Source organism: Allobosea sp. Root670, assembly GCF_001429415.1.
In the GTDB taxonomy this organism is placed as follows: Bacteria; Pseudomonadota; Alphaproteobacteria; order Rhizobiales; family Beijerinckiaceae; genus Allobosea; species Allobosea robiniae.
This window is the reverse complement of the sequence record NZ_LMJU01000001.1, coordinates 878,916-903,930: the sequence shown is the minus strand read 5'-3', so window position 1 is coordinate 903,930 and position 25,015 is coordinate 878,916. Positions and strand designations below refer to the sequence as shown.

Sequence of the window (25,015 nt, the reverse complement as noted above, 5' to 3'; positions counted from 1 at the left end):
TCAGGTCCCAAGACAGAGGGGGCGCGTCCCGGACACTATCGTCCGGGGCTTGCGCTCGATTCTGGAAGGGGCATGCCATGGCTGCCGAGGTCACTACCGATACCGCCGGCGCGGCTGCGCCGCTGAAGACCCCGCTCCATTCGCGCCATGTCGCACTGGGTGCCCGCATGGTGCCCTTCGCCGGTTACGACATGCCGGTGCAGTATCCGAGCGGCATCCTGACCGAGCATAACTGGACGCGCGAGAAGGCCGGGCTCTTCGACGTCTCGCATATGGGCCAGTGCTTCCTGATCGGCCCCGATCACGAGACGACGGCGAAGGCGCTGGAAGCGCTGATTCCCGCCGATATCGTCAATCTTGCCCCTGGCAAGCAGCGCTATTCGCAGCTCCTCAACGAGGAGGGCGGCATCCTCGACGACCTGATGGTGACGCGCTCGATCGATCCCGATGAGGACGGCGCGCTCTATGTCGTCGTCAACGCCGCCTGCAAGGATACCGACTATCCCCATATCGAGGCCCGCCTGCCGTCCAATGTGAAGCTGGTCCGTGCCGAGCATCGCGGCCTGATCGCGCTGCAGGGGCCGGGCGCGGCGGCCGCACTTGCCGCGATCGCGCCTGAAGCCGCCGAGATGGGCTTCATGACCTCGCGCACCATGAAGGTCGCCGGCATCAAGGCTAATGTCAGCCGCTCCGGCTATACCGGCGAGGACGGCTACGAGATTTCCGCCGCCGCCGACAGGATCGGCGAGATCTGGGACACGCTGTTGCTCGACGGCAACGTCAAGCCGATCGGTTTGGGCGCCCGCGATTCGCTGCGCCTCGAAGCGGGCCTGTGCCTCTACGGCCATGACATCGACACTACGACCTCGCCGATCGAGGCCGCGCTCAACTGGTCGATCCAGAAGCGCCGCCGCGAGGAGGGCGGTTTCCCCGGCGCGGCGCGCGTCCAGCGCGAGCTGGCGGAAGGCGTCTCGCGCATCCGCGTCGGCTTGAAGCCTGAAGGCCGCGCTCCGGCTCGCGAGGGCACCGAGATCGCGACGCCCGAGGGCGAGGTGATCGGCGTCGTGACCTCGGGCGGCTTCGGCCCGACGCTCAACGGCCCCTGCGCCATGGGCTATGTCGCCAAGACCCATTCGGCGCCAGGTACGCAGCTCAACCTGATCGTGCGCGGCAAGCCGCTGCCGGCTGTCGTGGCGACGATGCCCTTCGTGCCGAACGGCTACAAGCGCTGAACCTTTTCCCAGACAACTGACGCCAGGAGGAAACCATGGCCGAGACCCGTTACAGCAAGGACCACGAATATATCCGCATCGAGGGTGACGTCGGCACCGTCGGCATCTCCGACTACGCGCAAGGCCAGCTCGGCGACGTCGTCTTCGTCGAGCTCCCGACCGTGGGCAAGGCGCTGGCCAAGGGTGGCGAAGCCGCCGTGGTCGAGAGCGTCAAGGCCGCTTCCGAGGTCTACGCCCCGGTCTCCGGCGAGGTCGTCGAGGTCAATGGCGAGCTCGAGGCCGCGCCCGGCACCGTCAACGAGGATCCGGCCGGCAAGGGCTGGTTCCTCAAGATCAGGATCAAGGACGCCGGCGAGCTCGACGCCCTGATGAACGAGGCCGAGTACCAGAACTACGTCAAGACGCTCTGACGGCCTTTCGGTTCTCCTCGACGTCATCCCGGACAAGCCGCGAAGCGGCGCCGATCCGGGATCCATCGTAGAGCGCGCCGCCCTTCGATGGATCCCGGGTCAAGCCCGGGATGACGACGCGGTTTTCAGATGGTTCGGCGCCAACACCCGCAAACGGACATTTCCATGCGCTATCTCCCGCTCACCGATACCGACCGCGAGGACATGCTCGCGCGGATCGGCGTCTCCGATGTCGACGCGCTGTTCAGCGACGTGCCGGCCGGCAAGCTGCTGAAGGCCCCGGTCGATCTGCCCCGCGCCAAGGGGGAGCTCGAGGTCGAGCGCATCCTCGGCAGGATGGCCGGCAAGAACACTGCCGCCTCGGCCGTGCCCTTCTTCGTCGGCGCCGGCGCCTACAAGCACCATGTCCCGGCGACGGTGGATCACCTGATCCAGCGCTCGGAATTCCTGACCAGCTACACGCCCTACCAGCCCGAGATCGCGCAGGGCACGCTGCAATATCTCTTCGAGTTCCAGACCCAGGTCGCCGCGCTGACCGGCATGGAGGTCGCCAACGCCTCGATGTATGACGGCTCGACCGGCACCGGCGAGGCCGTGCTGATGGCGCATCGCGTCACCAAGCGCCGCAAGGCTGTGCTCTCCGGCGGCCTGCACCCGCATTACACCGCGGTCGTCGAGACCCTGTCCGAGATGGCCAATGACGATGTCGTGGCGCTGAAGCCCGATGTCGCAGCCAATGAGGACATCCTCTCCCAGATCGACGACAGCACCTCCTGCGTCGTCGTCCAGTCGCCGGACGTCTTCGGCAACCTGCGGGATCTCAAGCCGATCGCCGAGAAGGCCCACGCTCATGGCGCCCTGCTGATCGCGGTCTTCACCGAGGTCGTCTCGCTCGGCGCCGTCGTGCCGCCGGGTGCGCAGGATGCCGATATCGTCGTCGGCGAGGGCCAGTCGATCGGCAACGCCCTGAACTTCGGCGGCCCCTATGTCGGCCTCTTCGCCGCCAAGTCGAAATATATCCGCCAGATGCCGGGCCGGCTCTGCGGCGAGACGGTCGATTCGACCGGCCAGCGCGGCTTCGTGCTGACGCTCTCGACCCGCGAGCAGCATATCCGCCGCGACAAGGCGACCTCGAACATCTGCACCAATTCCGGCCTCTGCGTGCTGGCCTTCACCATCCACATGACGCTGCTCGGCCAGACCGGTCTCGCCCGTCTTGCCGAGGTGAATCACGCCAATGCCGTGAAGCTCGCCGACGCGCTCGCGGGCGTCGAAGGCGTCACCGTGCTCAACGACAGCTTCTTCAACGAGTTCACCGTGAAGCTGAAGAAGCCGGCCGCCGAGGTCGTCGAGGTTCTCGCCGCCAAGGGCATCCTGGCCGGCGTTCCCGTCTCGCGGCTCCTGCCCAAGGCCGGGCTGGACGACCTGCTGATCATCGCCTCGACCGAGGTGAATACCGATGAAGACCGGGCCGCCCTCGTGGCAGCGCTCGTGGAGGTGCTGTGATGTTGAATCGTCAGGGACGTCCCACCCAGGCCGGCGAGGCCTCGCATGAAGAGCACCTCACCTTCACCGGCAACAAGGCTCTGCAGCAGGTCGAGCCGCTGATCTTCGAGATCGGCCATCACGAGTCGACCGGCGTCGATATCGACAAGCCGGCGCCGTTCAAATCACGTCTCGGCAAGCATGCCCGCCAGGGCGAGATCGGCCTGCCCGGCCTCTCCGAGCCCGAGACGATGCGCCACTATGTGCGCCTCAGCCAGAAGAACTACGGCATCGATACCGGGCTCTTCCCGCTCGGCTCCTGCACGATGAAGCACAATGCCCGCCTCAACGAGAAGGTGGCGCGGCTTCCGGGCTTCTCCGACGTGCACCCGCTCCAGCCGACCTCGAGCGTGCCTGGCGCGCTCGAACTGATGCTGGAGCTCGCCCGCTACCTGATGACGCTCACCGGCATGCCGGCCGTGGCGCTGTCACCGAAGGCCGGCGCCCATGGCGAGGCCTGCGGCATGATGGCGATCAAGGCTGCCATCGCGGCGAAGGGCGAGGGCGCGACCCGCAACGTCGTGCTCGTCCCCGAATCGGCTCACGGCACCAATCCGGCGACGGCGGCCCTGATCGGCTTCTCGGTGAAGGCGGTTCCGGCCCGTCCGGACGGCACTGTCGCGGTCGAGGACGTCAAGGCCCTGCTCGGGCCGGACATCGCTGCGATCATGCTGACCAATCCGAACACCTGCGGCATTTTCGAGCCGCAGATCGTCGAGATCGCCGCGGCGATGCATGAGGCCGGTGCCTATTTCTACTGCGACGGCGCCAACTTCAACGCCATCGTCGGCAAGGCTCGGCCCGGTGACCTCGGCGTCGATGCGATGCATATCAACCTGCACAAGACCTTCTCGACGCCCCATGGCGGCGGCGGTCCCGGTGCCGGCCCGGTCGTGCTCTCTGAGCGTCTGGCGCCCTTCGCGCCAGTGCCCTTCATCCATGTCGAGAATGACAAGCCGCACCTGATCGAGTCGCGCGGCGAAGCGCCGGCGGGCAACAAGCCCTTCGGCCGGATGACCGCCTTCCACGGCCAGATGGGCATGTATGTCCGCGCGCTCGCCTACATGCTGAGCCACGGCTCGGACGGCATGCGCCAGGCCTCCGAGGATGCGGTGCTGAACGCGAACTATATCCGCGCCGGCCTTGCCGACCTGATGTCGCTGCCCTTCCCGGACCACCCGTCGATGCACGAGGTGCTGTTCGACGACGAATGGCTGAAGGGCTCCGGTGTCTCGACGCTCGATTTCGCCAAGGCGATGATCGACGAGGGCTACCACCCGATGACGGTGTATTTCCCGCTCGTCGTCCACGGCGCCATGCTGATCGAGCCGACCGAGTCGGAATCCAAAGCGGCGCTCGACCTCTTCATCGCGACGCTCCGCGACCTCGCCATCGCGGCCAAGGGCAACGACAAGGAGCGCTTCACCAGCGCCCCGCATCACGCCCCGATCCGCCGCCTCGACGAGACCCGCGCCGCCCGCTCGCCGGTGCTGAAATGGGAAAAGCCGGCTCCGGCCCAGGCGGCGGAGTAAGGCGCCTCCCGCCATGCTGACGGCATTCGTCAGCATGGTGAAGGATGCTGATCGCTTCTTAAGCATTCCTTGACCATGTCGCGGAATGATCCCCCGGTGCCGCTTTCTGCGGCCCGGGGGTTTTCATGTCTGCGCGTCCCTCCATCCTCGCTCTTGCGGCTGCGGCTTTGCTGGCCTCGACGGCGCTCGTGCGTGCCAACGAGCCGAGCTACGGCCCCAACACCTATGACCGCACGCTCGAGGCGCTGATCGCCCATGAGGACGTCGCCAATCGCGGCGGCTGGCCCAAGGTGCCGGCGAGCGTCACCGCGCTGAAGCCGGATTCGCAAGGGCCGGATGTCACTGTTCTGAAGCAGCGTCTGCTCGCCAGCGGCGATCTCGCATCCGAGGCCATTGCCGGCGATATCTATGACGCCAACGTGACCGAGGCGGTGAAGCGCTTCCAGCGTCGGCACGGCCTGTCGGATCTCGGCACCGTCGGGCGTCTGACGCTCAAGGCGATGAACACGCCGGTCGAATCGCGCCTGAACCAGCTCACCGCGACGCTGGAGCGGCTCAAGGGCAACGGCTTCAATTTCGCCAGCCGCTATGTCGTGGTGAACATCCCCGGCGCCAGCGTCGAGGCGGTCGAGAACGGCACGGTCGCCCAGCGCCATCTCGCCATCGTCGGTCGCCCGGACCGGCCCTCGCCGGTGATCCAGGCCAACATCACCTCGGTGAACCTCAATCCCTACTGGACGGCGCCGATGTCGATCGTGAAGGCCGACATCATCCCGCATATGCGCAAGGATCCGGGCTTCATCGCCAAGTCGAACATGAAGCTGCTCGGCGCCGAGAACAAGGAAATCGACCCGGCGAGCGTCAACTGGGCGACGCTGAAGAGCCCCTATTTCTACGTCCGACAGGAGCCGGGGCCGACCAACTCTCTCGGCCAGCTCAAGATCGACATGCCCAACAGCGAAGCTGTCTACATGCACGACACGCCGAAGAAGACGCTGTTCCGCAACGACGTGCGCTTCAACTCCTCCGGCTGCGCCCGCATCGAGGGCGTCCGCGACCTCGCCGCCTGGCTGCTGGAAGGCTCGGAATGGACCCGCCAGTCGATCGAGGACGAGATCGCCAAGGGCGAGCGCAAGAACATTACGCTGAAGAAGTCGGTCCCGGTCGCATGGGTCTATCTCACTGGCTGGCAGGGCGCCGACGGCCAGGTCCAGTTCCGCGACGACATCTATGGATTGGATACGCCGCAAGGCATCGTCACCTCGACGATCCAGGCCCGCAAGCCGAAGCCGAAGGCGGCGGTGATCCCGCCGGCAAGGCCTGCGGCGGCGCCGATAGCAGCCTCGGGCAATCCGCCGGCTGCACCGATGACCGCCAGCAACTGACGCCGCTCAGGGGCGCTTCAGGATCGCCATCACCGCGTCGATCGCCGCCGCACGCGCCTTCGGGTCGCTGCCGATCGTGACCATGCCGTCTGGCCGCTGCGAATAGGCCGCCTTGCGCTCGCGCAGTTTCAGGCTCGGATGGTCGAAATCGTGATAGGCGCCGGGAAAGCCGACGAAGCGCGCCCCGCCGCTGTGGGCGAGCTCCTCGCACGGGGCGGCCGGCGTCCAGTCGTCGGCAAGACCCTGGAAGATCGCAGTATCGGTCTGCGCCTGCCAGCCGCGCTTCAGGATGACGCGGCAGCCGGGATAGAAGGCGATGACATGGCGCAGGCGCTTGGCCTCAGGCACGCCCGCGACGCGCAAAGCCGTCGAGCCGCCATTCGACCAGCCGATCAGGGCGATGGGCTGCTTGGCGGCGAAATCCTGTTTCTCCAGCCAGTCGATGGCGGCGAAGGCATCGCGCGCACGGCCTGCCGGCGTCAGCGCGCGCTCGCGGTCATTGCATAAGGCCTTGATGCCGCGCGGCCCGAAGCTGTCGACGAGAAGCACGGCATAGCCGGCGCGGTTGAGGCGCTCCGACCAGTCGCTCTCGCGGAGATTGACCTCGCCCGAGCGCCTGTAGAGCCCGGCGCAGCCATGCAGGCCGATGACGACCGGGAAGGGACCTGCTCCAGCAGGCCGCGCCAGCCAGCCCACGAGACCAACCGAAGCGCGCGAAGGGAACGCCACTTTCTCGAAGGCGCTCGCAGGGCCTGCTGCCGCAGCGGCGGAGACGATCGCGATGAGCACACGGGCAAGGCGGCCGATCATCTCGAAACTCCTGGGGGCGCTGATGCACGGCAGATGGCGGTGACGGCCCGCATCCCGCATCGGGATTCCGGCAGGAGAGGGGCAAAGAAAAACGCCGCGTCCTTGCGGGCGCGGCGTCGATCGATTGAGCATCGGCTTAAGGCTCAGTTGAGCTTGGCCTTGACCTCGTTCAGCCCTGCCGCGAAGGCGGCTTCACCAGCCTTGCCGGCCATCTGGCCGCGCAGGATGGTCTCGGCGGCCTTGGTGGCGGCCTCCGCAGCCGCGGCGCGAACCTCGGCCTCGGCCTGGCTCTCGGCCTGGGCGATCTTCTCCTCGGCCGCCTTGGTGCGGCGCGCGACGAAGTCGGCAAGCTTGGTTTCGGCTTCCGCCGCGAGACGCTTGGCCTCGCTATTGGCGGAAGAGACGATCTCGGCAGCTTCGGCCTCGGCGGCCTTGCGCTTGGCATCGTATTCGGCGAGCAGCTTCTCGGCTTCCTGACGCAGGCGGCGGGCTTCCGCCAGCTCCTGCGCGACCTTCTCGCCACGCGAGTCGAGCGCCTTCACGATCGCGCCCGGCACGCCGAACTTGACCAGGATGGCAAGGAAGATGACGAGCGCGACGCCGACCCAGAAAGTATCCATTTGAACTCTCCTCAGCCGTGCGTCAGGGCCTGGTCGACAGCCGCCGACGCCTCGCTGGCGCTGGGGGCCTGACCGGTCAGCTTGGCGACGATGGCGACGGCGATGTCGCTGCCGAGATCGCGCACGTTGCCCATCGCCTTGGTCTTGGTCTTGGCGATGGTCGCCTCGGCCTGCGCCATCTTGGCGGCAAGCTCGGCCTCGGTGGCGTGACGCTGGGCGTCGCTCGCCTTGGCGCCGGCCTCGCGCGCCGTCTGGGCGATGCCCTGGGCGTTCTTGCGCGCTTCGGCGAGGGCCTTCTCATAGGCCTGCGCCATGTCCTCGGCCTTGGCCTGCATCTGCGTGGCCTGGTCGAGATCCCGGCCGATCGTCTCGGCGCGCTCTTCCAGGATGGAGCCGAGGCGCGGCAGCGCGACCTTGGACATCAGCCAGTAGAGAGCGGCGAAGGTGACGGCGAGCCAGAACAGGTTGCTGGCGAAGTGCGCGGGGTCGAAGGGCGGGAAGGAAGCCTTCTCGCCGCTCAGGCCCGGAGTGGCAGCCTGCGCCGCACCCGCCGCCAGAGTGGCGAACGAGCCGACAGCCAGAAGCCATCCTTGTCGCGCGAACCCTGAAGATCGAACCGGCATAGCGTGCCTTTCAGCGCTTAAGATACGGAACCGTCGCGCGTCGGCCGGAATGGCCCGAACGCGCGACGAGAAAGCGGTCGACGAAAGCGTCAGACCACGAAGAGCAGCACGAGCGCGACGACGAACGCGAAGATGCCCAGACCTTCGGCGAGCGCCGCGCCGATGAACGCGCGCGGGAACTGGCCGTCGGCGGCCGACGGGTTGCGCAGAGCGCCCGAGAGGAAGTTGCCGAAGATGGTGCCGACGCCGATGGCGGCGAGGCCCATGCCGAGCGAGGCGAGGCCGGCGCCGATGAACTTGGCTGCAACAGGATCCATGGTGTTTCTCCAGTGTGGAAGGTTTTGACGGGTGGGATGAACTCTCGCGAGCGCTGCCCCTGGCCTCAGTGGCCGGGGTGCAGCGCGTCGTTGAGATAGACGCAGGTCAGGATCGCGAAGACATAGGCCTGCAGGATGCCGACGATGACCTCGAGCGCCGTCAGCGCAACCGCCAGCAGCAGCGGCAGCGGCGCGATGGCGTAGTTCAGCGCAGCACCCGAGCCCAGCAGCACGACGACGAAGCCGCCGAAGACCTTGAGCGCGATATGGCCGGCGAGCATGTTGCCGAACAGACGAAGCGAGAGCGAAACCGGGCGCGACAGGAAGGAGACTGCCTCGATCAGCACCATGAAGGGCAGGAGCCAGCCGGGCACGCCCGACGGCACGAAAAGGCCGAAGAAATGGCTGCCATGCTTCACGACGCCGTAGACCACCACAATCGTCATGACGAGCAGCGCCAGGGCGGCGGTGACGATGATCTGGCTGGTGACGGTGAAGGAGCCGGGCAGCAGGCCGAGCAGATTGCTCGCCAGCACGAACATGAACAGCGAGAACACGAACGGGAAGAATTTCAGGCCGTCCTTGCCCATCACGCCCGTCATCGTCGATGCGACGAATTCATAAGCCATCTCGGCGAGCGACTGCAGGCGGCCGGGGACGACCGCACGCTGGCTCGAGCCATAGATCATGATGGCGGAAACGACGGCGAGCACGATCACCATCCACAGCGAGGTGTTGGTGAAGGAGAGGTCGATGCCGAACGGCTTCAGCTCCACGATCGGAGCGATGTGGAATTGGTGGATCGGATCGATTCCGCCGCCGGCCGCCATGGTCTCGTTCCTCGTCGCGCGGCCTGGATGGCCGCCTTTCGATCAATTGTCCTTCGGACCGCCCTTCGACCCGGAGGTCGGACGCGAACCGAGCCGATAGACGGATCTGAAGCCCGCGATGGTTCCGATCACCATGAAGGCGATCAGCAGGAACGGAGAGGTTCCCAGCCACCGGTCGCCGAGGTACCCGATCAGGGCGCCTGCGATGATGCCACCTGCGAGATCCGTCGCGGCGCGAAAGCCTGAAGACATCGCGCCCGCAAGCGCCTTGTCCTCTCCAACCGGGCTCGCGCCCGGCTTTTCGTTCTCTTCCGCCCGCTTGATTGCGGTCTTCAGGGAACCCAGTCTTGCGCGCAACTCCGAGTCTGAGGCGTTTGGGTCGGGTTCGGACATGGTCTTGGCCTCCGTCTTGATCGCGTTTACGTCGCGATCCCGCGAAAAACCACTATAACCACGACCAAACCCGCGCATCGAGCCGTCGTCAGCACGGCCTCCTTTATTGGCAGCCCCCGGCGCTGTCAAGACAGGGGGATAATGTCTAACGCATTGGAATATATATAAATTCTGGCAAAGTGCGACAATCTCGCCGCATTGCGGGAGCGAATGTGGCATTTTTTCAGCGGCGCCGGCGGGTTTTCCCAAGGCGTTCGTGATCAAAGCAGCGCAACAGCCAGGCCGTCATTCTCGGGCGGAGCGGAGCGCAGGCCCGAGAATCTCGGGACGAGAGACCATAGGAGCCTCCTTCGGCCTGAGATGCTCGGGTCAAGCCCGAGCATGACGGCGCATCTCGCTTTTACCCGGCCTCGCGGATGCGCTCTGCCGTCGCGAGGTCGACCGATACCATCTGGCTCACCCCGCGTTCCGCCATGGTCACCCCGAAGAGGCGCTCCATCCGCGCCATGGTGATCGGATTGTGCGTGATCAGGATGAAGCGGGTTTCCGTATTGCGGGCCATATCGACGAGCAGGTCGCAGTAGCGCTCGACATTGGCGTCGTCGAGCGGTGCGTCGACCTCGTCGAGCACGCAGATCGGCGAGGGATTGGTCAGGAACACCGCGAAGATCAGCGCGGTCGCGGTCAGCGCCTGCTCGCCGCCGGAGAGCAGCGTCATCACCTGCGGCTTCTTGCCGGGTGGCCGCGCGAAGATCTCCAGCCCGGCATCGAGCGGATCTTCCGAATCCACCAGCCTGAGCTCGGCCTCGCCGCCACCGAACAGCACGCCGAACAGCCGCTGGAAATGGCCGTTGACGATATCGAAGGCAGCGATCAACCGCTCGCGGCCTTCCCGGTTCAGCGCCCCGATCGCCTGCCGCAGGCGACGGATCGCCTCGGTCAGGTCGTCGCGCTCACCGGCAAGCCCTTCGCGCTTGGCCTTCACCTCGGTCAGTTCGTCCTCGGCGCGCAGGTTGACCGCGCCGAGCCGTTCGCGCTCGCCCTTGAGATTGGCGAGCCGCCGCTCGACCGCTTCCGGCTCCGGCAGCGGATCGCCCGGCTTGATGCCGGCGATCGATTGCAACCCGTCGAGACCGGTATCGAGACCATCCTCGATCTGCCTGATGATGTCGGCGACGCGCTGGCGGGCGGCCTCGAGCCGCGCTTCGGCCGAGGCCCGGCGTTCGCGGGCGCTGGACAGACCTTCGAGCGCGATGCGGGCCTGCCGATCAGCCTCTGCCAGGGTCGTCTCGCCGGCGGCGAGCCTGTCGGCCGCCTCCCGGCGCGCTGCCTCGGCCTGCTCGATCTCGGCGACGAGGCGTCTCCGTTCGGTCAGGAAGGTGTCGGGCGCTTCGAGAAGTGTCTTCTGCTCGGCGCTCGCGGCGTCGATTCGCCGCCGCGTCTCCTCGGCGCTTTGCAGGCTGGCGGCGGTGCGCTGTTTCCAGGCGCGAACGTCGGCCGCGATGGCCTCGCGGCGTCGGGTCCGCAAGTCCGCTTCGCGGGCCAGCGTCTGGACGCGGGCGCGAGCATCGGAGGCGGTGGCGCGGGCTTCGCCAAGCAGCACGCGAGCCTTGAGCAGGGTATTTTCCAGTTCGGCGGAGGCGGGCAGGGCGGAAAGCCCGGTCTCCTGAGCGGTGACCTGCTGCTCGGCTTCGGACACCGCCTGGCCGAGGCGTTTGATCGCCTCAGTCAGCGTCGAGCGCTTGACCAGCGTTTCTGCCGCCTTGCGCTCGGCAGCGGTCAATTGCTCGCGGGCCTGGTCGACGCCTCGCCGTGCTTGCCGTGCCGCTTCGATCGCTGCGGTTTCGCCCTGCGCGGCCTGTCGCGCCTCTGCACTCACGGCTTCCAGCGCCTGGCGTGCGGCCTCGGCCGCTTCCCGCGCAGCCTTGGCCTCGCGTTCCAGATCGGCGAGGCGGTTCTTCTCGGAGAGCCGTCGTGCCGCGGGCGAGGGGGCGTCGGCCGCGCTGGTGAAGCCGTCCCAGCGCCAGAGATCGCCTGCCTTTGATACGAGTATCTGCCCCTGCCTCAACGCCCGCCGCAGAGCCTCGCCCTGATCGGGCGTGACGACGCCGATCTGCGCCAGCCGCCGCCACAGCGCCGCGGGCGCCTTGACATGGGCCAGCAGCGGCTCGGCACCCGCAGGCAGGGCGGGGTCGTCCTGGCCTTCACCGGTATCGTCCCAATGCGCGGGGGCGGTCGCCTCGGTCGAGGCGTCGAGATCGTCGCCAAGCGCGGCGCCGAGCGCGACCTCATAGCCCTTGGCGACGCTGACCGCTTCGAGGACCGCTGGCCAACGATCGCCGGCCGCAGGCGCCAGCAGCTTGCGCAGCGTGCCGATCTCTGTATCGAGGCGCTGCGCTCGGCGCTCGGCCTCGGCGAGGGGGCCTCGCTGTGCAGCTTCACGCTCGCGTGTCGAGGTGACGGCGCCGCGCGCCGCAATGACATCCGCATCGGCGGATTTCAGCGCCTTTTCGGCCGCGATCAGCGCCTCGCGCAGCTTGTCGAGCAGCGTCTTCGCATCGGAGGCATCGAGGGTTTCCAGCTCGCGGCGCAGCTTGTCGCGTTCGGCCCCGGCCCGATCTTGCCGTTCACGAGCCTCGCGCAGCGATCGTTCCAGGGCGCCGCGTCGTGCGGCGAGATCGGCCAATGCGCTCTGCGCAGTAACCTGCTCGGCTTCGGCTGCAGCGAGCGCGGCCTCTGCCGCGCGTTGCGCCGCCGCTGCAGCTTCGGCGCCCGATCCGGCGTCATCGCCTTCCAGGCCGAGCGCGGCATCCTCTTCCGCCAGCCGGGCGAGACTGTCGGAGGCATCCCGTCCGATGCTCTCCTGCCGCGACAGGTCGGCCTGCAATTCGGCGAGGCGCTTGCCGAGTTCCTCAGTGCGCTGGCGGGCACGCCTGTTCTCGGCTTCGAGCTCGTCCAGCCCGCGCTTCAACCGGACCAGAGCAGCGGCGGCCGTCGCCTCGCCCTCGCGCAAGGTCGGCAATTCGTGCGCGGCGATGGCCTGTCGCTTGGCGGCCTCGGCCTGGAGCCCGGTCTGGTCGGCAACGCCGCGCACCGCTTCTTCCAGCACATGCGTGGCCTGCGCCTCCTGGGCGCGGGCGTCGTGCAGGGCGATGACGGCGAGCGTCGCCTCGGCCCGGCGGATATCGGAAGCGAGGCTGCGATAGCGCCCGGCCTGCCGTGCCTGACGCTGCAGGGCGTCGATCTGCCCGTCGATCTCGCCGAGCACGTCTTCCAGCCGGGTCAGATTGTCTTCCGCGCCGCGCAAGCGGAGCTCCGCCTCGTGACGACGGCTGTGCAGGCCGGCGATGCCGGCGGCGTCCTCAAGGATGCGCCGGCGCGATTGCGGTTTGGCCGAGATGATCTCGCTGATCTGTCCCTGCCGGACGAGGGCCGGCGAGCGCGCGCCGGTCGCGGCATCGGCGAAGAGGAGCTGGACGTCCTTGGCCCGCACCTCCTTGCCGTTGATGCGATAGGTCGAGCCTTCCTCGCGCTCGATCCGGCGCGTGACCTCCAGCACATCGGCCTCGTTGAAGGCGGCCGGCGCCTTGCGGTCGCTGTTGTCGAGGGTCAGCGAGACCTCGGCCATGTTGCGGGCCGGGCGCTCGCCCGAGCCGCCGAAGATGACGTCGTCCATCCCCGAGCCGCGCATGTTCTTGAACGAGCTTTCGCCCATCACCCAGCGCAGGGCTTCGACGAGATTGGACTTGCCGCAGCCGTTAGGGCCGACGACGCCGGTCAGCCCGGGCTCGATCAGGAACTCGGTCGGCTCGACGAAGGTCTTGAAACCGGCGAGCTTGAGGCGCGTCAGATGCATGGGCGCGCCGCTATTCTTCCTTCTCCCCTCGGGGGAGAAGGTGTCTGCGTAGCAGACGGATGAGGGGCGGTTCGCGCTGCCCGGCCCGTGCTTCCCTCATCCGTCAGCGCTTCGCGCTGCCACCTTCTCCCCCGAGGGGAGAAGGGATCGCGTGCGAAAACGCTCCGCTCAATTGCCGAGGAGCGGCTCCAGGATCTTGTCGAATTCGGCGATCGTGAGCGCACCGGATCGCTTCTGCCCATTGATGAAAAAGGTCGGCGTCGAATCCACGCCAGCCTTGGCCCCACCATCCTTCACCACCGTGACGGCGTCATAGATGTCCTGGCGTTTCAAGCAGGCTTCGAAGGATTCCTGTGTGAAACCGGCCTGCTTGACCAGCGATGAGAGGGCATCGACCGGCTTGTCGGTGAAAGCCCAGTTGCGCTGCTGCGCGAACAGCAGGTCCGTCATCGGAACATACTTGTCGTTGCCGTTGCAGCGGGCGAGCATGAAACCGGCCGTCGCCAGCGGATCGAGCGGGAATTCGCGCAGCGTGAAGCGCACCTTGCCGGTGTCGATGTATTTCTTCTTCAGCTCCGGCCAGGTCGTCTCGTGGAAATGCGCGCAATGCGAGCAGGTCATCGAGGCATATTCGACGATGGTGACCTTGGCATCGGCCGGGCCGAGCCAGACGTCCCCGAGGGGGCCGGCATCGGGCAGCTTGGTCTGGGCCCGCGCGGCGTTACCACCGGCGAGCGCGGCAGCGGCGATGCCGGCTGCGCCGGTCAGGAGCTGTCGCCTGTTCGTCATCGTGAAAGATCCTCGGAAGGTCAAAGTCGCTTGGAGCTATAGTGGTCAGTGCGATTGTGGCAAGAGCGCATCCTGCCGCGCACCGCGCTGCTCACGAAGCCGTGTCATCGCCTCGCGTTTTCGCGTTGAGCGCCACCGCCCGGCCGAGCCGGGCCAGCGCCTCGCGCAGGCCCTCGTCGGCGACGCCGGCAACCTGAGCCTCGACGCGAGCAGCAGTCGCTCCGTCCAGCTTGGGCACCGGCTTCGACTTGACGGGCGCCGCGACCGGCCCCTGCTTGAGCACGAGCTTGCCGACGGCGCGCCAGCCGAGATGGGTGTTGACGCGCTCGACAAGCAACGGCCCGAGCTGCTGCATCTCCAGCGCGAAGGCGCTTTCGACCCGCACCACCATGGTCGCCGGCTCGGAAGCCTCGCCCGGTGCCGGGCGGCGCCGTGGCCAGTCGATCTTGAGCGGGCGTGAGCGCGCCGCCAGCCGCTCGCCTGCGATCTCCGGCCAGAGCGAGACGATGGCGCGTCCCGCGAAGCCCTGCGCGGCGAGCGCGGGCGCGATGCAGTCGTCGATCAGCTCTGCGAGGGGTTTGGCGGACATGGCTTTATTGTGGGCGCGGGGACGGTCGCCTGCAAGCGGTGCATGAAGCCGCTTGCGGTCACCCATGGCTGCGCTACATCCGGATCATGACCCCCGAGGCCCGCGCCGCCGATCTTCTCACCTGGTACGACCGCCATCGCCGCGCGCTGCCCTGGCGTGCGGTCGCGGGCGAACGGCCCGATCCCTATCGCGTCTGGGCCTCCGAGATCATGCTGCAGCAGACCACGGTCACGGCGGTGAAGCCCTATTACGAGCGCTTCATGGCCCGCTTTCCGACAGTGCAGGCTCTCGCCGAGGCGCCTTCGGAAGAGGTCATGCAGGCCTGGGCCGGGCTCGGCTATTATTCGCGCGCCCGCAATCTCCATGCCTGCGCCCAGGCGGTGATGGAGAGCCATCGCGGCCGTTTCCCGGATACGGAGGAGGGCTTGCGCGCCCTGCCGGGCATCGGCGCCTACACGGCCGGCGCCGTCGCGGCGATCGCCTTCGACCGGCCGGCTGCCGCAGTCGACGGCAATGTCGAGCGCGTGATGACCCGTCTCTTCGCGATCGCGGACGAATTGCCCGGCGCCCGGCCCTTGATTCGCGAGAAGGTTCTGGCGCTGCTGCCGCACGATCGGCCCGGCGATTTCGCCCAGGCGCTCATGGATCTCGGCGCCACGATCTGCACGCCGCGCAGTCCGGCCTGTGGCCTCTGCCCCTGGCGCGCGCCGTGCCAAGCCAGGATTGCCGGCATGCAGGAGAGTTTTCCGCGCAAGGCGCCGAAGAAGGCCGGGGTGACGCGTTACGGCGCGGCCTTCGTGCTGGCGCGTGCGGATGGCGCGGTCTTGCTGCGTACGAGACCGGCCAAGGGCCTGCTCGGCGGCATGGCCGAGGTGCCGACCAGCGAATGGCGGGCCGATTACGAACTCGACGGCGCCGCGCAGGACGCGCCATTGCCGATGAGCTGGACCCAGGTCGTGGAACCGGTCCGCCATGTTTTCACGCATTTCCCGCTGGAGCTGACGGTCTTCACCGGCAGCGTTCCCGAGCGCACGCAGGCCCCGGCCGGGATGCGTTTCACCAAGCTGGCCGATCTCGCCGGCGAGCCGCTGCCGAGCCTCATGCTGAAGGTCGTCGAGCGCGCAGGGCTCTATAGCTCGAAGACGCGATACGTCATCGTCGGCAGTTCGACGGACCATTTGAAATAGCCCTTCGAGTAGATCTTGCCGCGGTTCGGCGGCCAGGGATCGTGGATGCGCAGCGTCGTGCCGGTGCCGTCAGGATTGCCGTCACCGCGCATGCCGACGATGACGATCATGTGGCCGGGGCTGCCGCGGCCGGCCGTGTACTCGTCGACACGCCAGAGCATGTCGAACATCAGCGGCCCACGGGCGACCGCCTGCCTGAGCTGCTCGACCGACCAGGATTGCGGCGCGTTGCAGCGCAACCCATGGATGCGGCCATAGCGCTGGCCGGTCACGATCGCCTGGTCGCTTTCGGAGGAGTTCAGCAGCCCGCCATCGGAGGCGATCATGTCCGGCGGCGTCCTGGCGATGATGATCGGCACCGTCGATTTCTTCATCATCGCGGTCGAGGTCGCCCAGCAGGTCGTGTTGGTCGGCTGCGCGATGAAGGGAACATTGTGCAGGATCGGCGCGAAGGCCTCGGTATCGTAGAGGCAGGCCTGGGTCGCCGGCCCGGCCTGACCATCCTCGACCAGCCAGTTCTTGCGCTGGAAGGCAAGGACCGCGTTGTGGGTCATGGTGCCGAACTGGCCATCGGGCACGAGCTTCGGGATCGGCTTCAGTTTCGCGTTCAGCGCTTCCTGAAGCGTCTTGACCTCGGGTCCGCGGGACCCGTTCTTGAGGATCGTCGCCATGCTGCCGCCCTCGCTGTCCTATGTTCAGGATGCGCGCGCCGGTGGCGAACGCGCATCCTTCGAACATATGACGATAGGGCAGGGGGCGCGAGGCCGGCGGTTCAGGCCGCCGCCATCTGCGCCCTGATCTCGCCGCGCAGCACGTCGAGCACGGTCAGTCCGCCCTGGCGCTCGACATGCCAGAAAGTCCAGCCGTTGCAGGCCGGCAGTCCTTGCGCCAGCGCACCGACCTTGTGGATCGAGCCCACGGCCGGGCCGAGGATCAGCGTGCCGTCGGCGCGGATCACGGCCTTGTGGCGGCGCTTCTCGTCATGGACGGTCTCGCCGGCCTTCACCAGCCCGGCCTCGACCAGGCTGAGGAACGGCACGCGCGGCTCGCTACGCTTGGAGGGCGCGGTCGAAAATGCTTCCGGCGCCAGCGGCGTCACCGCCGCGATGCGCTCGCGCGCTGCCTTGGCGTAGACCGGGTCGCGCTCGAGGCCGATGAAATGGCGGCCCAGAGCCTTGGCGACGGCGCCGGTCGTGCCCGTGCCGAAGAACGGATCGAGGATGACGTCGCCGGGATTGGAGGCCGAGAGCAGCACGCGGGCCAGCAGCGCCTCCGGTTTCTGCGTCGGATGCACCTTGGCGCCGCTGTCGTCCTTCAGGCGCTCGTCGCCGGTGCAGAGCGGCAGGTACCAGTCCGAGCGCATCTGAAGGTCGTCATTGCCGCCCTTCAGCGCCTCGTAATGGAAGGTGTATTTGGACGCTTCGCCGCGCGCCGCCCAGATCAGCGTCTCATGCGCGTTGGTGAAGCGCCGGCCGCGGAAATTCGGCATCGGATTGGCCTTGCGCCAGACGATGTCGTTCAGCATCCAGAAGCCGAGATCCTGCAGCGTCGCGCCGACGCGGAAGATGTTGTGGTAGCTGCCGATCACCCACAGCGCCCCGTCCGGCTTCAGCACGCGCCGCGCGGCCGCAAGCCAGTCGCGGGTGAAGCGGTCGTAATCGGAGAAGGAGGCGAACTTGTCCCAGTCGTCGTCGACGGCATCGACGAGGCTGTCGTCGGGCCGGCGCAGATCGCCGCCGAGCTGGAGGTTATAGGGGGGGTCGGCAAAGATGAGGTCGACGCTTGCCGGTGGCAGCGCGTTCATCGCCGCGACGCAGTCGCCTACGAGAATCTGATCGAGCGGCAGCTCCCGCGGAGCGCCGATATGTTCGGGAAGGCCCTTGGCCTTCATCCGAGCCCCCAGTGCAGGCCGTCCGGTACGCGAAACCTGAATCCGGACGGGAGCACTGGCGGTCCCGGTACGCAAAACACCCATGACACCAAGACCGTTACGCAACTTCAACGAGGGCGATCTTGGTCGGACAGGGTAAAGGTCGGGTTTCCGCTTTGAAAAAAATGCGTCCCATTCTGGGGCTGCAATTTTTGCCTAGGCCGTTGGCAATGAAGGGTAATTCGTAAACGGCGGTTAATGTCTCAGGCTGCCGTAAGGGCAGCTTGCGAGGGCGTTCGGTGAGGTCCGGGAGCCGTGTTTCCCGTCATGGTCGGGCTTGTCCCGGCCATCCACGTCTTCCTTCAGCAAGGGCGGTGTTCAAGACGTGGACGCTCGCCACTAGGGCGAGCATGACGGAGTGAAATACGGCCGAGTTCACGGAGGTCGGACAGAGGCTTCCTCCCCACCGAGGAACGACGCGCGAGGCCGCGGCCTACCGGAACCACACGCCCTTCACCGGCGCGAAGGAATAGCGGTGTTCCGGGCAGGGGCCGTGCGCGGTGATTGCCTTGCGATGCTGCGGCGTCGCATAGCCGACATGGCTGGAGAAGCCATAAGCCGGATAGCGCTTGCACAGCCGCGCCATCATCCGGTCGCGCGTCACCTTGGCGATGATCGATGCTGCCGCGATCGAGGCGATCTGTCCGTCGCCCTGGATGATCGCCTCGCAGGAACAGGTGAATTGCGGCGGGTCGTTGCCGTCGACCAGGATATGCAGCGGTGCCAGCGGCAGGCCGGCGACGGCCCGGCGCATCGCCAGCAGCGTCGCCTGGCGGATGTTGATGGCGTCGATTTCGACGGCCGTCACGCTGGCGACGGAGACGGCCAGCGCCCGCTCCATGATCTCGCCGAAGAGTTCTTCGCGGATCGCAGCCGAGAGCTTCTTCGAATCGTCGAGTCCATCAGGCACGCGCTCGGGATCAAGGATCACGGCGGCCGCGACGACCGGGCCGGCCAGCGGCCCACGTCCGACCTCGTCGATGCCGGCCAGCGGCCAGCGGCCGTTGGCAATGGCGGATGTCTCGCGGTTGAAATCGGCGGGCATGGCGGGGTTATGCAGCAGAGCGCAGCGCGGGGCCAGAGCCGTCTTTTCCTCGCCCCACGCAATCGCGTTTGATCGTCATGGTCGGGCTTGTCCCGACCATCCACGTCTTCCTTCCTACAATGCGGTGTCCAAGGCGTGGATGCTCGCCACAAGGGCGAGCATGACGGCGAGAGCAGCCGCCCAACGCCTCAGAACAAACTCAACTGCGCCTTCTCCTTCTCCGGCTTCACGAAGAGATCGGTCCGCAGCCGGCGCCGAGTCGTGTTGAAGCCGATGCGTTCGGCCGCCATCTCGAAGCGCCGTCCGATCATCCAGGCATAGGGGCCGGAGCCGACCATGCGCTGGCCCCATTGCGAATCGTAGTCCTTGCCGCCGCGCGTCGAGCGGATCAGCGACATCACATGCCGGAGCTTGTCGGGATGATGTGTCAGCAGCCATTCCTGCACGATGTCGCGCACTTCGAGCGGCAGCCGGAGCAGGACATAGCCGGCTGCCTCGGCGCCTGCCGCCTTCGCCGCATCGAGGATGCGCTCGATCTCGTGTTCGTTGATCGCCGGGACGATCGGCGCAACCAGCACCGTGACCGGGATGCCGGCCTCGGAGAGCTTGCGGATCGTCTCCAGCCGCTTGGCTGGCGAGGCGGCGCGCGGCTCCATGCCGCGTGCGGTCTTCGGATCGAGCGTCGTTACCGAGAGCGCGACCTTGACCAGTCCCTTCTCCGCCATTGGAGCAAGGATATCGATGTCGCGCTGGACCAGCGCCGATTTGGTGACGATGCCGACGGGATGATTGAATTTCGCCAGCACCTCCAGGATCTGACGCATGATCCGGAGCTTCCTTTCGATCGGCTGGTAGGCGTCGGTATTGGTGCCGATCGCGATCGTTCGCGGCTGATAGGAGGGGGAGGAGAGCTCCTTTTCCAGCAGCGCCGCCGCATCGGGCTTCGCCGTCAGCTTGCTCTCGAAATCGAGCCCCGGCGACAGGCCGAGATAGGCATGGGTCGGCCGGGCGAAGCAGTAGACGCAGCCATGCTCGCAGCCGCGATAGGGATTGATCGAACGGTCGAAGGAGATATCGGGCGAGTCGTTGCGCGTGATGATGGTGCGCGCCTTCTCATAGGCGATCTCGGTCGAGAACGGCGGGAGTTCCTCCAGCGACCCCCAGCCGTCGTCCTCGGCGACGCGCTGCTCGGCCTCGTAGCGGCCGCCGGGATTGATCGTGGCACCACGCCCGCGCCGCCTGTCGGGGTCGATCTGATGGCCGATATAGGCCATCGGATCGGCGGGTGCGACGACCGGCGCCGAGACGCTCGGCTCCCGGTCGAGCCGCCGCAGGGGCTGGGCTGCCGGGAAGGGCCGTGAGGTGGGTCTGGCCTGGGGCATGGCTGTCGAACCGTGTCGCGCGCCGGGAATCGGCGCCTTCTGGTCTCATGTAGAGTGAACATATAGAGAACAAAAGGCAAGCGGCGGGATTGTGGCATGCTGCGTTGCGGCATAGGCTTTCGCCTATGCTCACAGCCGTGATCCGCAGCGATGGTTCCCAGCAGGCGCTTGCAGCGACCCTGGCTGTTCTGATTCCAGCGGTCGCGGAGGGGTTTCTCGGCCATGCAGTGCTCGTCGACACGGTCGGTGCGCCCGAGACCGAGCGCGCTGCGGACGCCACCGGCGCCCGCTATCTCCGCGCGAGCCATGAGCAAGCCTGGCGGGAAGGCGCAGCCCATGCACGGGGAGACCGCCTCGTCCTGTTCGAATCCGGCGATGTGCCGCAGGCTCATTGGGTCCAGGCGGTGGAGCGCCATCTGCTGGTCGCGGCGGCAAAGCCGGCCCTGATTCCCCTGGAAGGGGCGTTTGCCTCCTTGCGCGAACGGCTCATGTTCTCGCTGCCCGGTCGCGGGCTCACGGCGGGGCTTGTCATGCCCAAGGGGGTCGCGCTGACCGGTCGTCTCGACCGGGCGCCGGTGCGGCTGCCGGTCCTGCGGGAGCGGGCAGGCTAGCTGCCTGGAGGGATGTTACGCCGCCGAAGGCGATATGCCTGAAGCGCATGGCGGAAGGAATTTCGTGCGGGAACTTGTGCGCTGCAGCATAAGTTCATATGTAGACGGTTGCCTGAAGCACCTCCCTCAGACATCGAAAGGAGAGATCCATGCTGGAACGGCACGATTCCTGTTCTGCGCTCGAAGCGGAGCGCGACGAGGACAAGCGCGAGGAACAACGGGAGGACGAAGATACGTTCTCGCCTCGCGAACATCAGGAAGGATTCTGGAGCTAGCCTCTCCACGAAAACCAAGCGGAGGGCTGGATGCAGCCCTCCGCACGGCATTCTCAGGAAGTCGCGGGCCCGTTCGGGCCCGATTTGTTTTGGACGCCCGGTCGGAGCGACCAGCCAGCGGGACGAGGCGGTGGTGACCGCCCGCGACCCCGGCACCTCCCGCCACCGTTGAGCGGCGCTACACCTGATTCCGGAACGTGTCGCAGCTCTGCATCGAGCCTGACTGGAAGCCGGTGGTGAACCACTTCATGCGCTGCGCCGAGGAGCCGTGCGTGAAGGAGTCGGGCACGACCGTCCCTTGCGCCGCCTTCTGCAGCTTGTCGTCGCCGATGGCGGAGGCGGTGCGCATCGCCTGGTCGATATCGCCCTGGTCGATCCGGCCCATCGCCTGGACGTTATGCGCCCAGACGCCGGCGAAGCAGTCCGCCTGCAATTCGATTCGCACCGAGATCGCGTTCGCGTCGCGCTCGGAGGAGCGCTCGCGGATCTGGTTGGCCTTGGGCAGGATGCCGAGCAGGTTCTGGATGTGATGGCCGACCTCGTGGCCGATCACGTAGGCATAGGCGAAATCGCCGCCGCCGCCGAGCTTGCGCTGCATTTCCTGGAAGAAGGAGGTGTCGAGATAGACCTTCTTGTCGACCGGGCAATAGAACGGCCCCATCGCCGATTGCGCGGTGCCGCAGCCCGAGCGGTCGACGCCGGAGAACAGGACGAGCCGTGGCGGCTGGTAGCGGGTATTGGCCTGCTGCGGCAAAAGCTTCGACCAGATGTCCTCGTTCTGCGCCAGAACGGCCGAGACGAAGCGACCCATCTGGTCCTCCGGCGGGCCGGAGGAACGGCGCGTTTCCTGTGTCTGCTCGCGCCCGCCGATGCCGCCGATCAGTTCGGCGCCGCCGATGAGCAGGCGCGGATCAATGCCGAGCGCCCAGCCGAGCAGGCCGAGCACCACCATCGTGCCGATGCCGACGCCGCCGCGCCCGCCGGGCATGCCGGCGAAGCCGCCGCCACCACTGCCGCGCCTGTCCTCGAGATTATCGGACTGGCGGTAATCTTCCCATTGCATGAAGGCATCCCCGGCGAAGTTCCCCCGCAATCTCGCCGGGAGATGCGGGGAACTCAAGTCGTCTTTGCAAACCGCTCCTGAACGCAGCCTGACCGCGGGGGTTCCACTCAGTGGTAGCCGCTGTCGATCCTGACCTTGCCACGGAAGGTCCAGTATACGAAGGCGGTGTAGAACAGGATCGTCGGCAGGAGGAAGCTGACGCCGATCAGCACGAAGATATGCGAGCTCGGCGCCGCTGCCGTGTCCCAGATCGTCAGATCGGGCGGCACCAGGTGGGGATAGTTCGAGACCGCGAGCCCCAGAAAGCACAGGACGAAGATCGCGATCGTGAGGGCGAAAGGCGTGAACTCATGCGCGCCGTGCAGCCGCTTCCAGGCGAAGTAGCCGCAGATCGCGGTCAGCACCGGAAGCGGCCAGAGCAGCATCAGGTTGGACGGCGTGAACCAGCGCGCGGCGATGCGCGGATGCGCATAGGGCGTCCAGAGCGAAACCAGCACGGCGAAGGCGAGCAGGCCCAGCAGCAGTGCCTTCGCCTGCCGGCGCGCCCGGTCCGCCACCGGTCCCTCCGTTTTGTAGACCAGCCAGGTCGCGCCGAGCGTGGCATAGCCGATGACGACGCCGATGCCGCACATCACCGTGAACGGCGTCAGCCAGTCGAAGGGGCCGCCGGCGAACTGCTTGTCGACGACCTTCACGCCCTGGAGCAATCCGCCGAGGATCAGCCCCTGCGCGAAGGCAGCGAGCGTCGAGCCTGCCCAGAAGGCGAGGTCCCAGATCTTGTGATGGGGCTTGGCCACCCAGCGGAACTCGAAAGCGACGCCGCGGAAGATCAGCGCCAGCAGCATCAGGATCACCGGGATGTAGAAGGCCGGCATGATGATGGCATAGGCATAGGGGAAGGCGACCCAGAGCCCCGCGCCGCCGAGCACCAGCCAGGTCTCGTTGCCGTCCCAGAACGGCGCGACCGAATTCATCATCTGGTCGCGCTCGCCCTCGTCCTTCGTCGTCGGGAACAGGATGGCAATGCCGAGGTCGAAGCCATCGAGGATGACGTAGAGCATTACGGCGGAGCCGATCACGCCGGCCCAGATCACGGGGAGATACCATTCCATAATAGCTCTCCTCAGTTCGCCGGCTGGATCTTGTCGTCGCCGGGATGGCCGTCGCCGAAGATCGCCGCGGCGGGCGCCTGTGCCGCCTTCAGCGTCCGCTTCGATGGCTGCTCGGGCGGGTCCTCATGGCTGATCTCGTCCGGTCCTTTGTCGATCAGGCGATTGATCAGGAGGATGCCGGCCGTGAACACCACGCAGTAGACGAAGACGAACAGCCCCAGCGAGATCGCGACCTCGAGAGTCGTGATCGGCGAGACCGCGTCCTTCGAGCGCAGGACGCCGGTGGCGAGCCAAGGCTGGCGACCGACCTCGGTGACGAACCAGCCGGAGAGGATGGCGACGAACCCGGCCGGCCAGCTGTACTGGGCGAGCCAGAGCCATCTGCGCGATTCGAAGATGGTGCCGCGCTTCCAGAGCCAGGCGCCGGCCCAGCCGAACAGGATCATCAGGGTGCCGATGCCGACCATGATGCGGAAGGCGAAGAAGGGGATGAGCACCGGCGGCCGATCCTCGACCTTGAAATCCCTGAGGCTTGGGAACAGCGCATCCATGCTGCCATGCGTCAGCAGGCTGGCGACGCCGGGGATCGAGATTTCGAACCGGTTGAGCTCGGCTTTCTCGTCGGGCCAGGCGAAGAGGACGAGCGCGCCGGGCTTCGCCGAATCCCAATGCGCCTCGATAGCGGCGAGCTTGGCCGGCTGGTAGATCGCGGTCTGCTTGCCGTGGAAATCGCCGATCAGCGCCTGCAGCGGCGCGGTCAGTGCGATCATCAGGATCGCCATGCGCACCATCGTCTTGGCCGATTCGGTGCGGTGCCCGGCGAGGAGATGGCGCGCCCCGGTCGCCAGCACGACAAAGGCGGTGGTGAGATAGGCCGCCGTCATCATATGCGCGAAGCGCAAGGGGAAGGTCGGATTGAAGACGATCTTCATCCAGTCGACGGGGTAGGCGATGCCGTCGCGAACCTCGTGCCCGACGGGATACTGCATCCAGCTATTGGCCGAGAGGATCCAGAAGCCGGACATCGCCGTGCCGCCGGCGACGATCGCCGCTGAGAGGAAATGCAGCCAGGGCGGCACCCGTTTCCATCCGAACAGCATCACGCCGAGGAAGGAAGCCTCGAGGAAGAACGCGGTGAGCACCTCATAGCCCAGCAGCGGACCGACGATATTGCCGACCGCGACCGAGAAGCGGCTCCAGTTCGTGCCGATTTGATAGGACAGCACGATGCCGGAGACGACGCCCATCGCGAAGGAGACGGCGAAGATCTTGGTCCAGAACCGGGCGAGCAGATGGAATTTCGGGTCGCCCGTCTTCAACCACAGCCCGAGCAGCGTCGCGATATAGGCGGAAAGCCCGATCGTGAAGGCCGGGAAGACGATGTGGAACGAGATGGTGAAGGCGAACTGGATGCGCGAAAGTAGAAAAGCATCGATGACCATCGCAGAACTCCGTCTGGCCAGGTCACGCCGGTGCCGG

24 protein-coding genes are annotated in these 25,015 nt (G+C 66.8%); 8 read left to right on the top strand and 16 right to left on the bottom strand.

Going from position 1 to position 25,015, the window contains the following annotated elements; all coding sequences use genetic code 11:
• Window positions 1–77: 77 nt before the first annotated feature.
• From gcvT to ASE61_RS04120, 5 genes are all read left to right on the top strand, one after another.
• Window positions 78–1,232, top strand: coding sequence for a glycine cleavage system aminomethyltransferase GcvT (gene gcvT, locus ASE61_RS04140; protein ID WP_061964858.1), 1,155 nt, complete (start codon window positions 78–80; stop codon window positions 1,230–1,232).
• Window positions 1,233–1,267: 35 nt separating this feature from the next.
• The gene (gene gcvH / locus ASE61_RS04135; protein ID WP_061964856.1) at window positions 1,268–1,642 is read left to right on the top strand and encodes a glycine cleavage system protein GcvH; all 375 of its coding nucleotides are present in this window, start codon (window positions 1,268–1,270) and stop codon (window positions 1,640–1,642) included.
• Between the two features lie 165 nt (window positions 1,643–1,807).
• The gene (gcvPA, locus tag ASE61_RS04130) at window positions 1,808–3,148 is read left to right on the top strand and encodes an aminomethyl-transferring glycine dehydrogenase subunit GcvPA (protein WP_061964854.1); all 1,341 of its coding nucleotides are present in this window, start codon (window positions 1,808–1,810) and stop codon (window positions 3,146–3,148) included.
• Window positions 3,148–4,719 (top strand): aminomethyl-transferring glycine dehydrogenase subunit GcvPB, encoded by a 1,572-nt coding sequence (gene gcvPB, locus ASE61_RS04125; protein ID WP_061964852.1) that lies wholly within the window; start codon window positions 3,148–3,150, stop codon window positions 4,717–4,719. Before gcvPA ends, gcvPB begins: the two co-directional genes overlap by 1 nt.
• A gap of 125 nt (window positions 4,720–4,844) precedes the next feature.
• The gene (locus ASE61_RS04120; RefSeq protein ID WP_061964850.1) at window positions 4,845–6,104 is read left to right on the top strand and encodes a L,D-transpeptidase family protein; all 1,260 of its coding nucleotides are present in this window, start codon (window positions 4,845–4,847) and stop codon (window positions 6,102–6,104) included.
• Window positions 6,105–6,110: 6 nt separating this feature from the next.
• On the opposite strand, the gene ASE61_RS04115 is transcribed toward ASE61_RS04120, so the two are convergent.
• The 9 genes from ASE61_RS04115 to ASE61_RS04075 form a co-directional block, all read right to left on the bottom strand.
• Window positions 6,111–6,914, bottom strand: coding sequence for a dienelactone hydrolase family protein (locus ASE61_RS04115; protein WP_061964848.1), 804 nt, complete (start codon window positions 6,912–6,914; stop codon window positions 6,111–6,113).
• 143 nt (window positions 6,915–7,057) lie between these two features.
• On the bottom strand, window positions 7,058–7,534 hold the full coding sequence (locus ASE61_RS04110) for an ATP F0F1 synthase subunit B (protein WP_061964846.1): 477 nt from the start codon (window positions 7,532–7,534) through the stop codon (window positions 7,058–7,060).
• Window positions 7,535–7,545: 11 nt separating this feature from the next.
• On the bottom strand, window positions 7,546–8,157 hold the full coding sequence (locus ASE61_RS04105) for a hypothetical protein (protein ID WP_082617070.1): 612 nt from the start codon (window positions 8,155–8,157) through the stop codon (window positions 7,546–7,548).
• Window positions 8,158–8,246: 89 nt separating this feature from the next.
• Window positions 8,247–8,474, bottom strand: coding sequence for a F0F1 ATP synthase subunit C (locus ASE61_RS04100; protein WP_038360954.1), 228 nt, complete (start codon window positions 8,472–8,474; stop codon window positions 8,247–8,249).
• Window positions 8,475–8,539: 65 nt separating this feature from the next.
• Entirely contained in the window at window positions 8,540–9,304 is a 765-nt protein-coding gene (locus ASE61_RS04095; protein ID WP_061964843.1) for a F0F1 ATP synthase subunit A, read from the bottom strand.
• Between the two features lie 42 nt (window positions 9,305–9,346).
• Entirely contained in the window at window positions 9,347–9,697 is a 351-nt protein-coding gene (locus ASE61_RS25845) for an AtpZ/AtpI family protein (RefSeq protein ID WP_170843300.1), read from the bottom strand.
• Window positions 9,698–10,097: 400 nt separating this feature from the next.
• Window positions 10,098–13,553 carry a chromosome segregation SMC family protein gene (locus ASE61_RS04085; protein ID WP_061964839.1) on the bottom strand — a complete coding sequence of 1,152 codons (3,456 nt, stop codon included), beginning with the start codon at window positions 13,551–13,553 and terminating at the stop codon, window positions 10,098–10,100.
• Window positions 13,554–13,721: 168 nt separating this feature from the next.
• Window positions 13,722–14,342, bottom strand: coding sequence for a DsbA family protein (locus ASE61_RS04080; RefSeq protein ID WP_061964837.1), 621 nt, complete (start codon window positions 14,340–14,342; stop codon window positions 13,722–13,724).
• A 91-nt stretch (window positions 14,343–14,433) separates the two neighbouring features.
• Window positions 14,434–14,931 (bottom strand): DUF721 domain-containing protein, encoded by a 498-nt coding sequence (locus ASE61_RS04075; protein ID WP_061965600.1) that lies wholly within the window; start codon window positions 14,929–14,931, stop codon window positions 14,434–14,436.
• An 86-nt stretch (window positions 14,932–15,017) separates the two neighbouring features.
• Here ASE61_RS04075 and mutY point away from each other — a divergent pair, with 86 nt between their 5' ends.
• The gene (mutY, locus tag ASE61_RS04070) at window positions 15,018–16,118 is read left to right on the top strand and encodes an A/G-specific adenine glycosylase (RefSeq protein ID WP_082617068.1); all 1,101 of its coding nucleotides are present in this window, start codon (window positions 15,018–15,020) and stop codon (window positions 16,116–16,118) included.
• Here the strand turns inward: mutY and ASE61_RS04065 are convergent.
• From ASE61_RS04065 to ASE61_RS04050, 4 genes are all read right to left on the bottom strand, one after another.
• The gene (locus ASE61_RS04065) at window positions 16,061–16,789 is read right to left on the bottom strand and encodes a peptidoglycan-binding protein (RefSeq protein WP_061964835.1); all 729 of its coding nucleotides are present in this window, start codon (window positions 16,787–16,789) and stop codon (window positions 16,061–16,063) included. The genes mutY and ASE61_RS04065 overlap by 58 nt on opposite strands.
• A 101-nt stretch (window positions 16,790–16,890) precedes the next feature.
• Window positions 16,891–18,093: a site-specific DNA-methyltransferase gene (locus tag ASE61_RS04060; protein ID WP_082617067.1), complete on the bottom strand. Its 1,203-nt coding sequence runs from the start codon at window positions 18,091–18,093 to the stop codon at window positions 16,891–16,893.
• 388 nt (window positions 18,094–18,481) lie between these two features.
• Window positions 18,482–19,093, bottom strand: coding sequence for a ribonuclease HII (rnhB, locus tag ASE61_RS04055; protein ID WP_061964831.1), 612 nt, complete (start codon window positions 19,091–19,093; stop codon window positions 18,482–18,484).
• Window positions 19,094–19,281: 188 nt separating this feature from the next.
• Window positions 19,282–20,367 carry a PA0069 family radical SAM protein gene (locus ASE61_RS04050; protein WP_082617202.1) on the bottom strand — a complete coding sequence of 362 codons (1,086 nt, stop codon included), beginning with the start codon at window positions 20,365–20,367 and terminating at the stop codon, window positions 19,282–19,284.
• 233 nt (window positions 20,368–20,600) lie between these two features.
• Between ASE61_RS04050 and ASE61_RS04045 the strand changes: the two genes are divergently transcribed.
• Entirely contained in the window at window positions 20,601–21,086 is a 486-nt protein-coding gene (locus ASE61_RS04045) for a hypothetical protein (protein ID WP_061964827.1), read from the top strand.
• Between the two features lie 149 nt (window positions 21,087–21,235).
• Window positions 21,236–21,361 carry a hypothetical protein gene (locus tag ASE61_RS27370; RefSeq protein ID WP_274532843.1) on the top strand — a complete coding sequence of 42 codons (126 nt, stop codon included), beginning with the start codon at window positions 21,236–21,238 and terminating at the stop codon, window positions 21,359–21,361.
• A 178-nt stretch (window positions 21,362–21,539) separates the two neighbouring features.
• Here ASE61_RS27370 and ASE61_RS04040 read toward each other — a convergent pair whose 3' ends face one another.
• The 3 genes from ASE61_RS04040 to ASE61_RS04030 form a co-directional block, all read right to left on the bottom strand.
• Window positions 21,540–22,424 (bottom strand): neutral zinc metallopeptidase, encoded by an 885-nt coding sequence (locus ASE61_RS04040; protein WP_061964825.1) that lies wholly within the window; start codon window positions 22,422–22,424, stop codon window positions 21,540–21,542.
• Window positions 22,425–22,531: 107 nt separating this feature from the next.
• A complete protein-coding gene (cydB, locus tag ASE61_RS04035; RefSeq protein ID WP_061964823.1) occupies window positions 22,532–23,536 on the bottom strand; it encodes a cytochrome d ubiquinol oxidase subunit II in 1,005 nt (334 codons plus the stop codon).
• Window positions 23,537–23,547: 11 nt separating this feature from the next.
• The gene (locus ASE61_RS04030; RefSeq protein WP_061964821.1) at window positions 23,548–24,978 is read right to left on the bottom strand and encodes a cytochrome ubiquinol oxidase subunit I; all 1,431 of its coding nucleotides are present in this window, start codon (window positions 24,976–24,978) and stop codon (window positions 23,548–23,550) included.
• Window positions 24,979–25,015 lie beyond the last annotated feature (37 nt).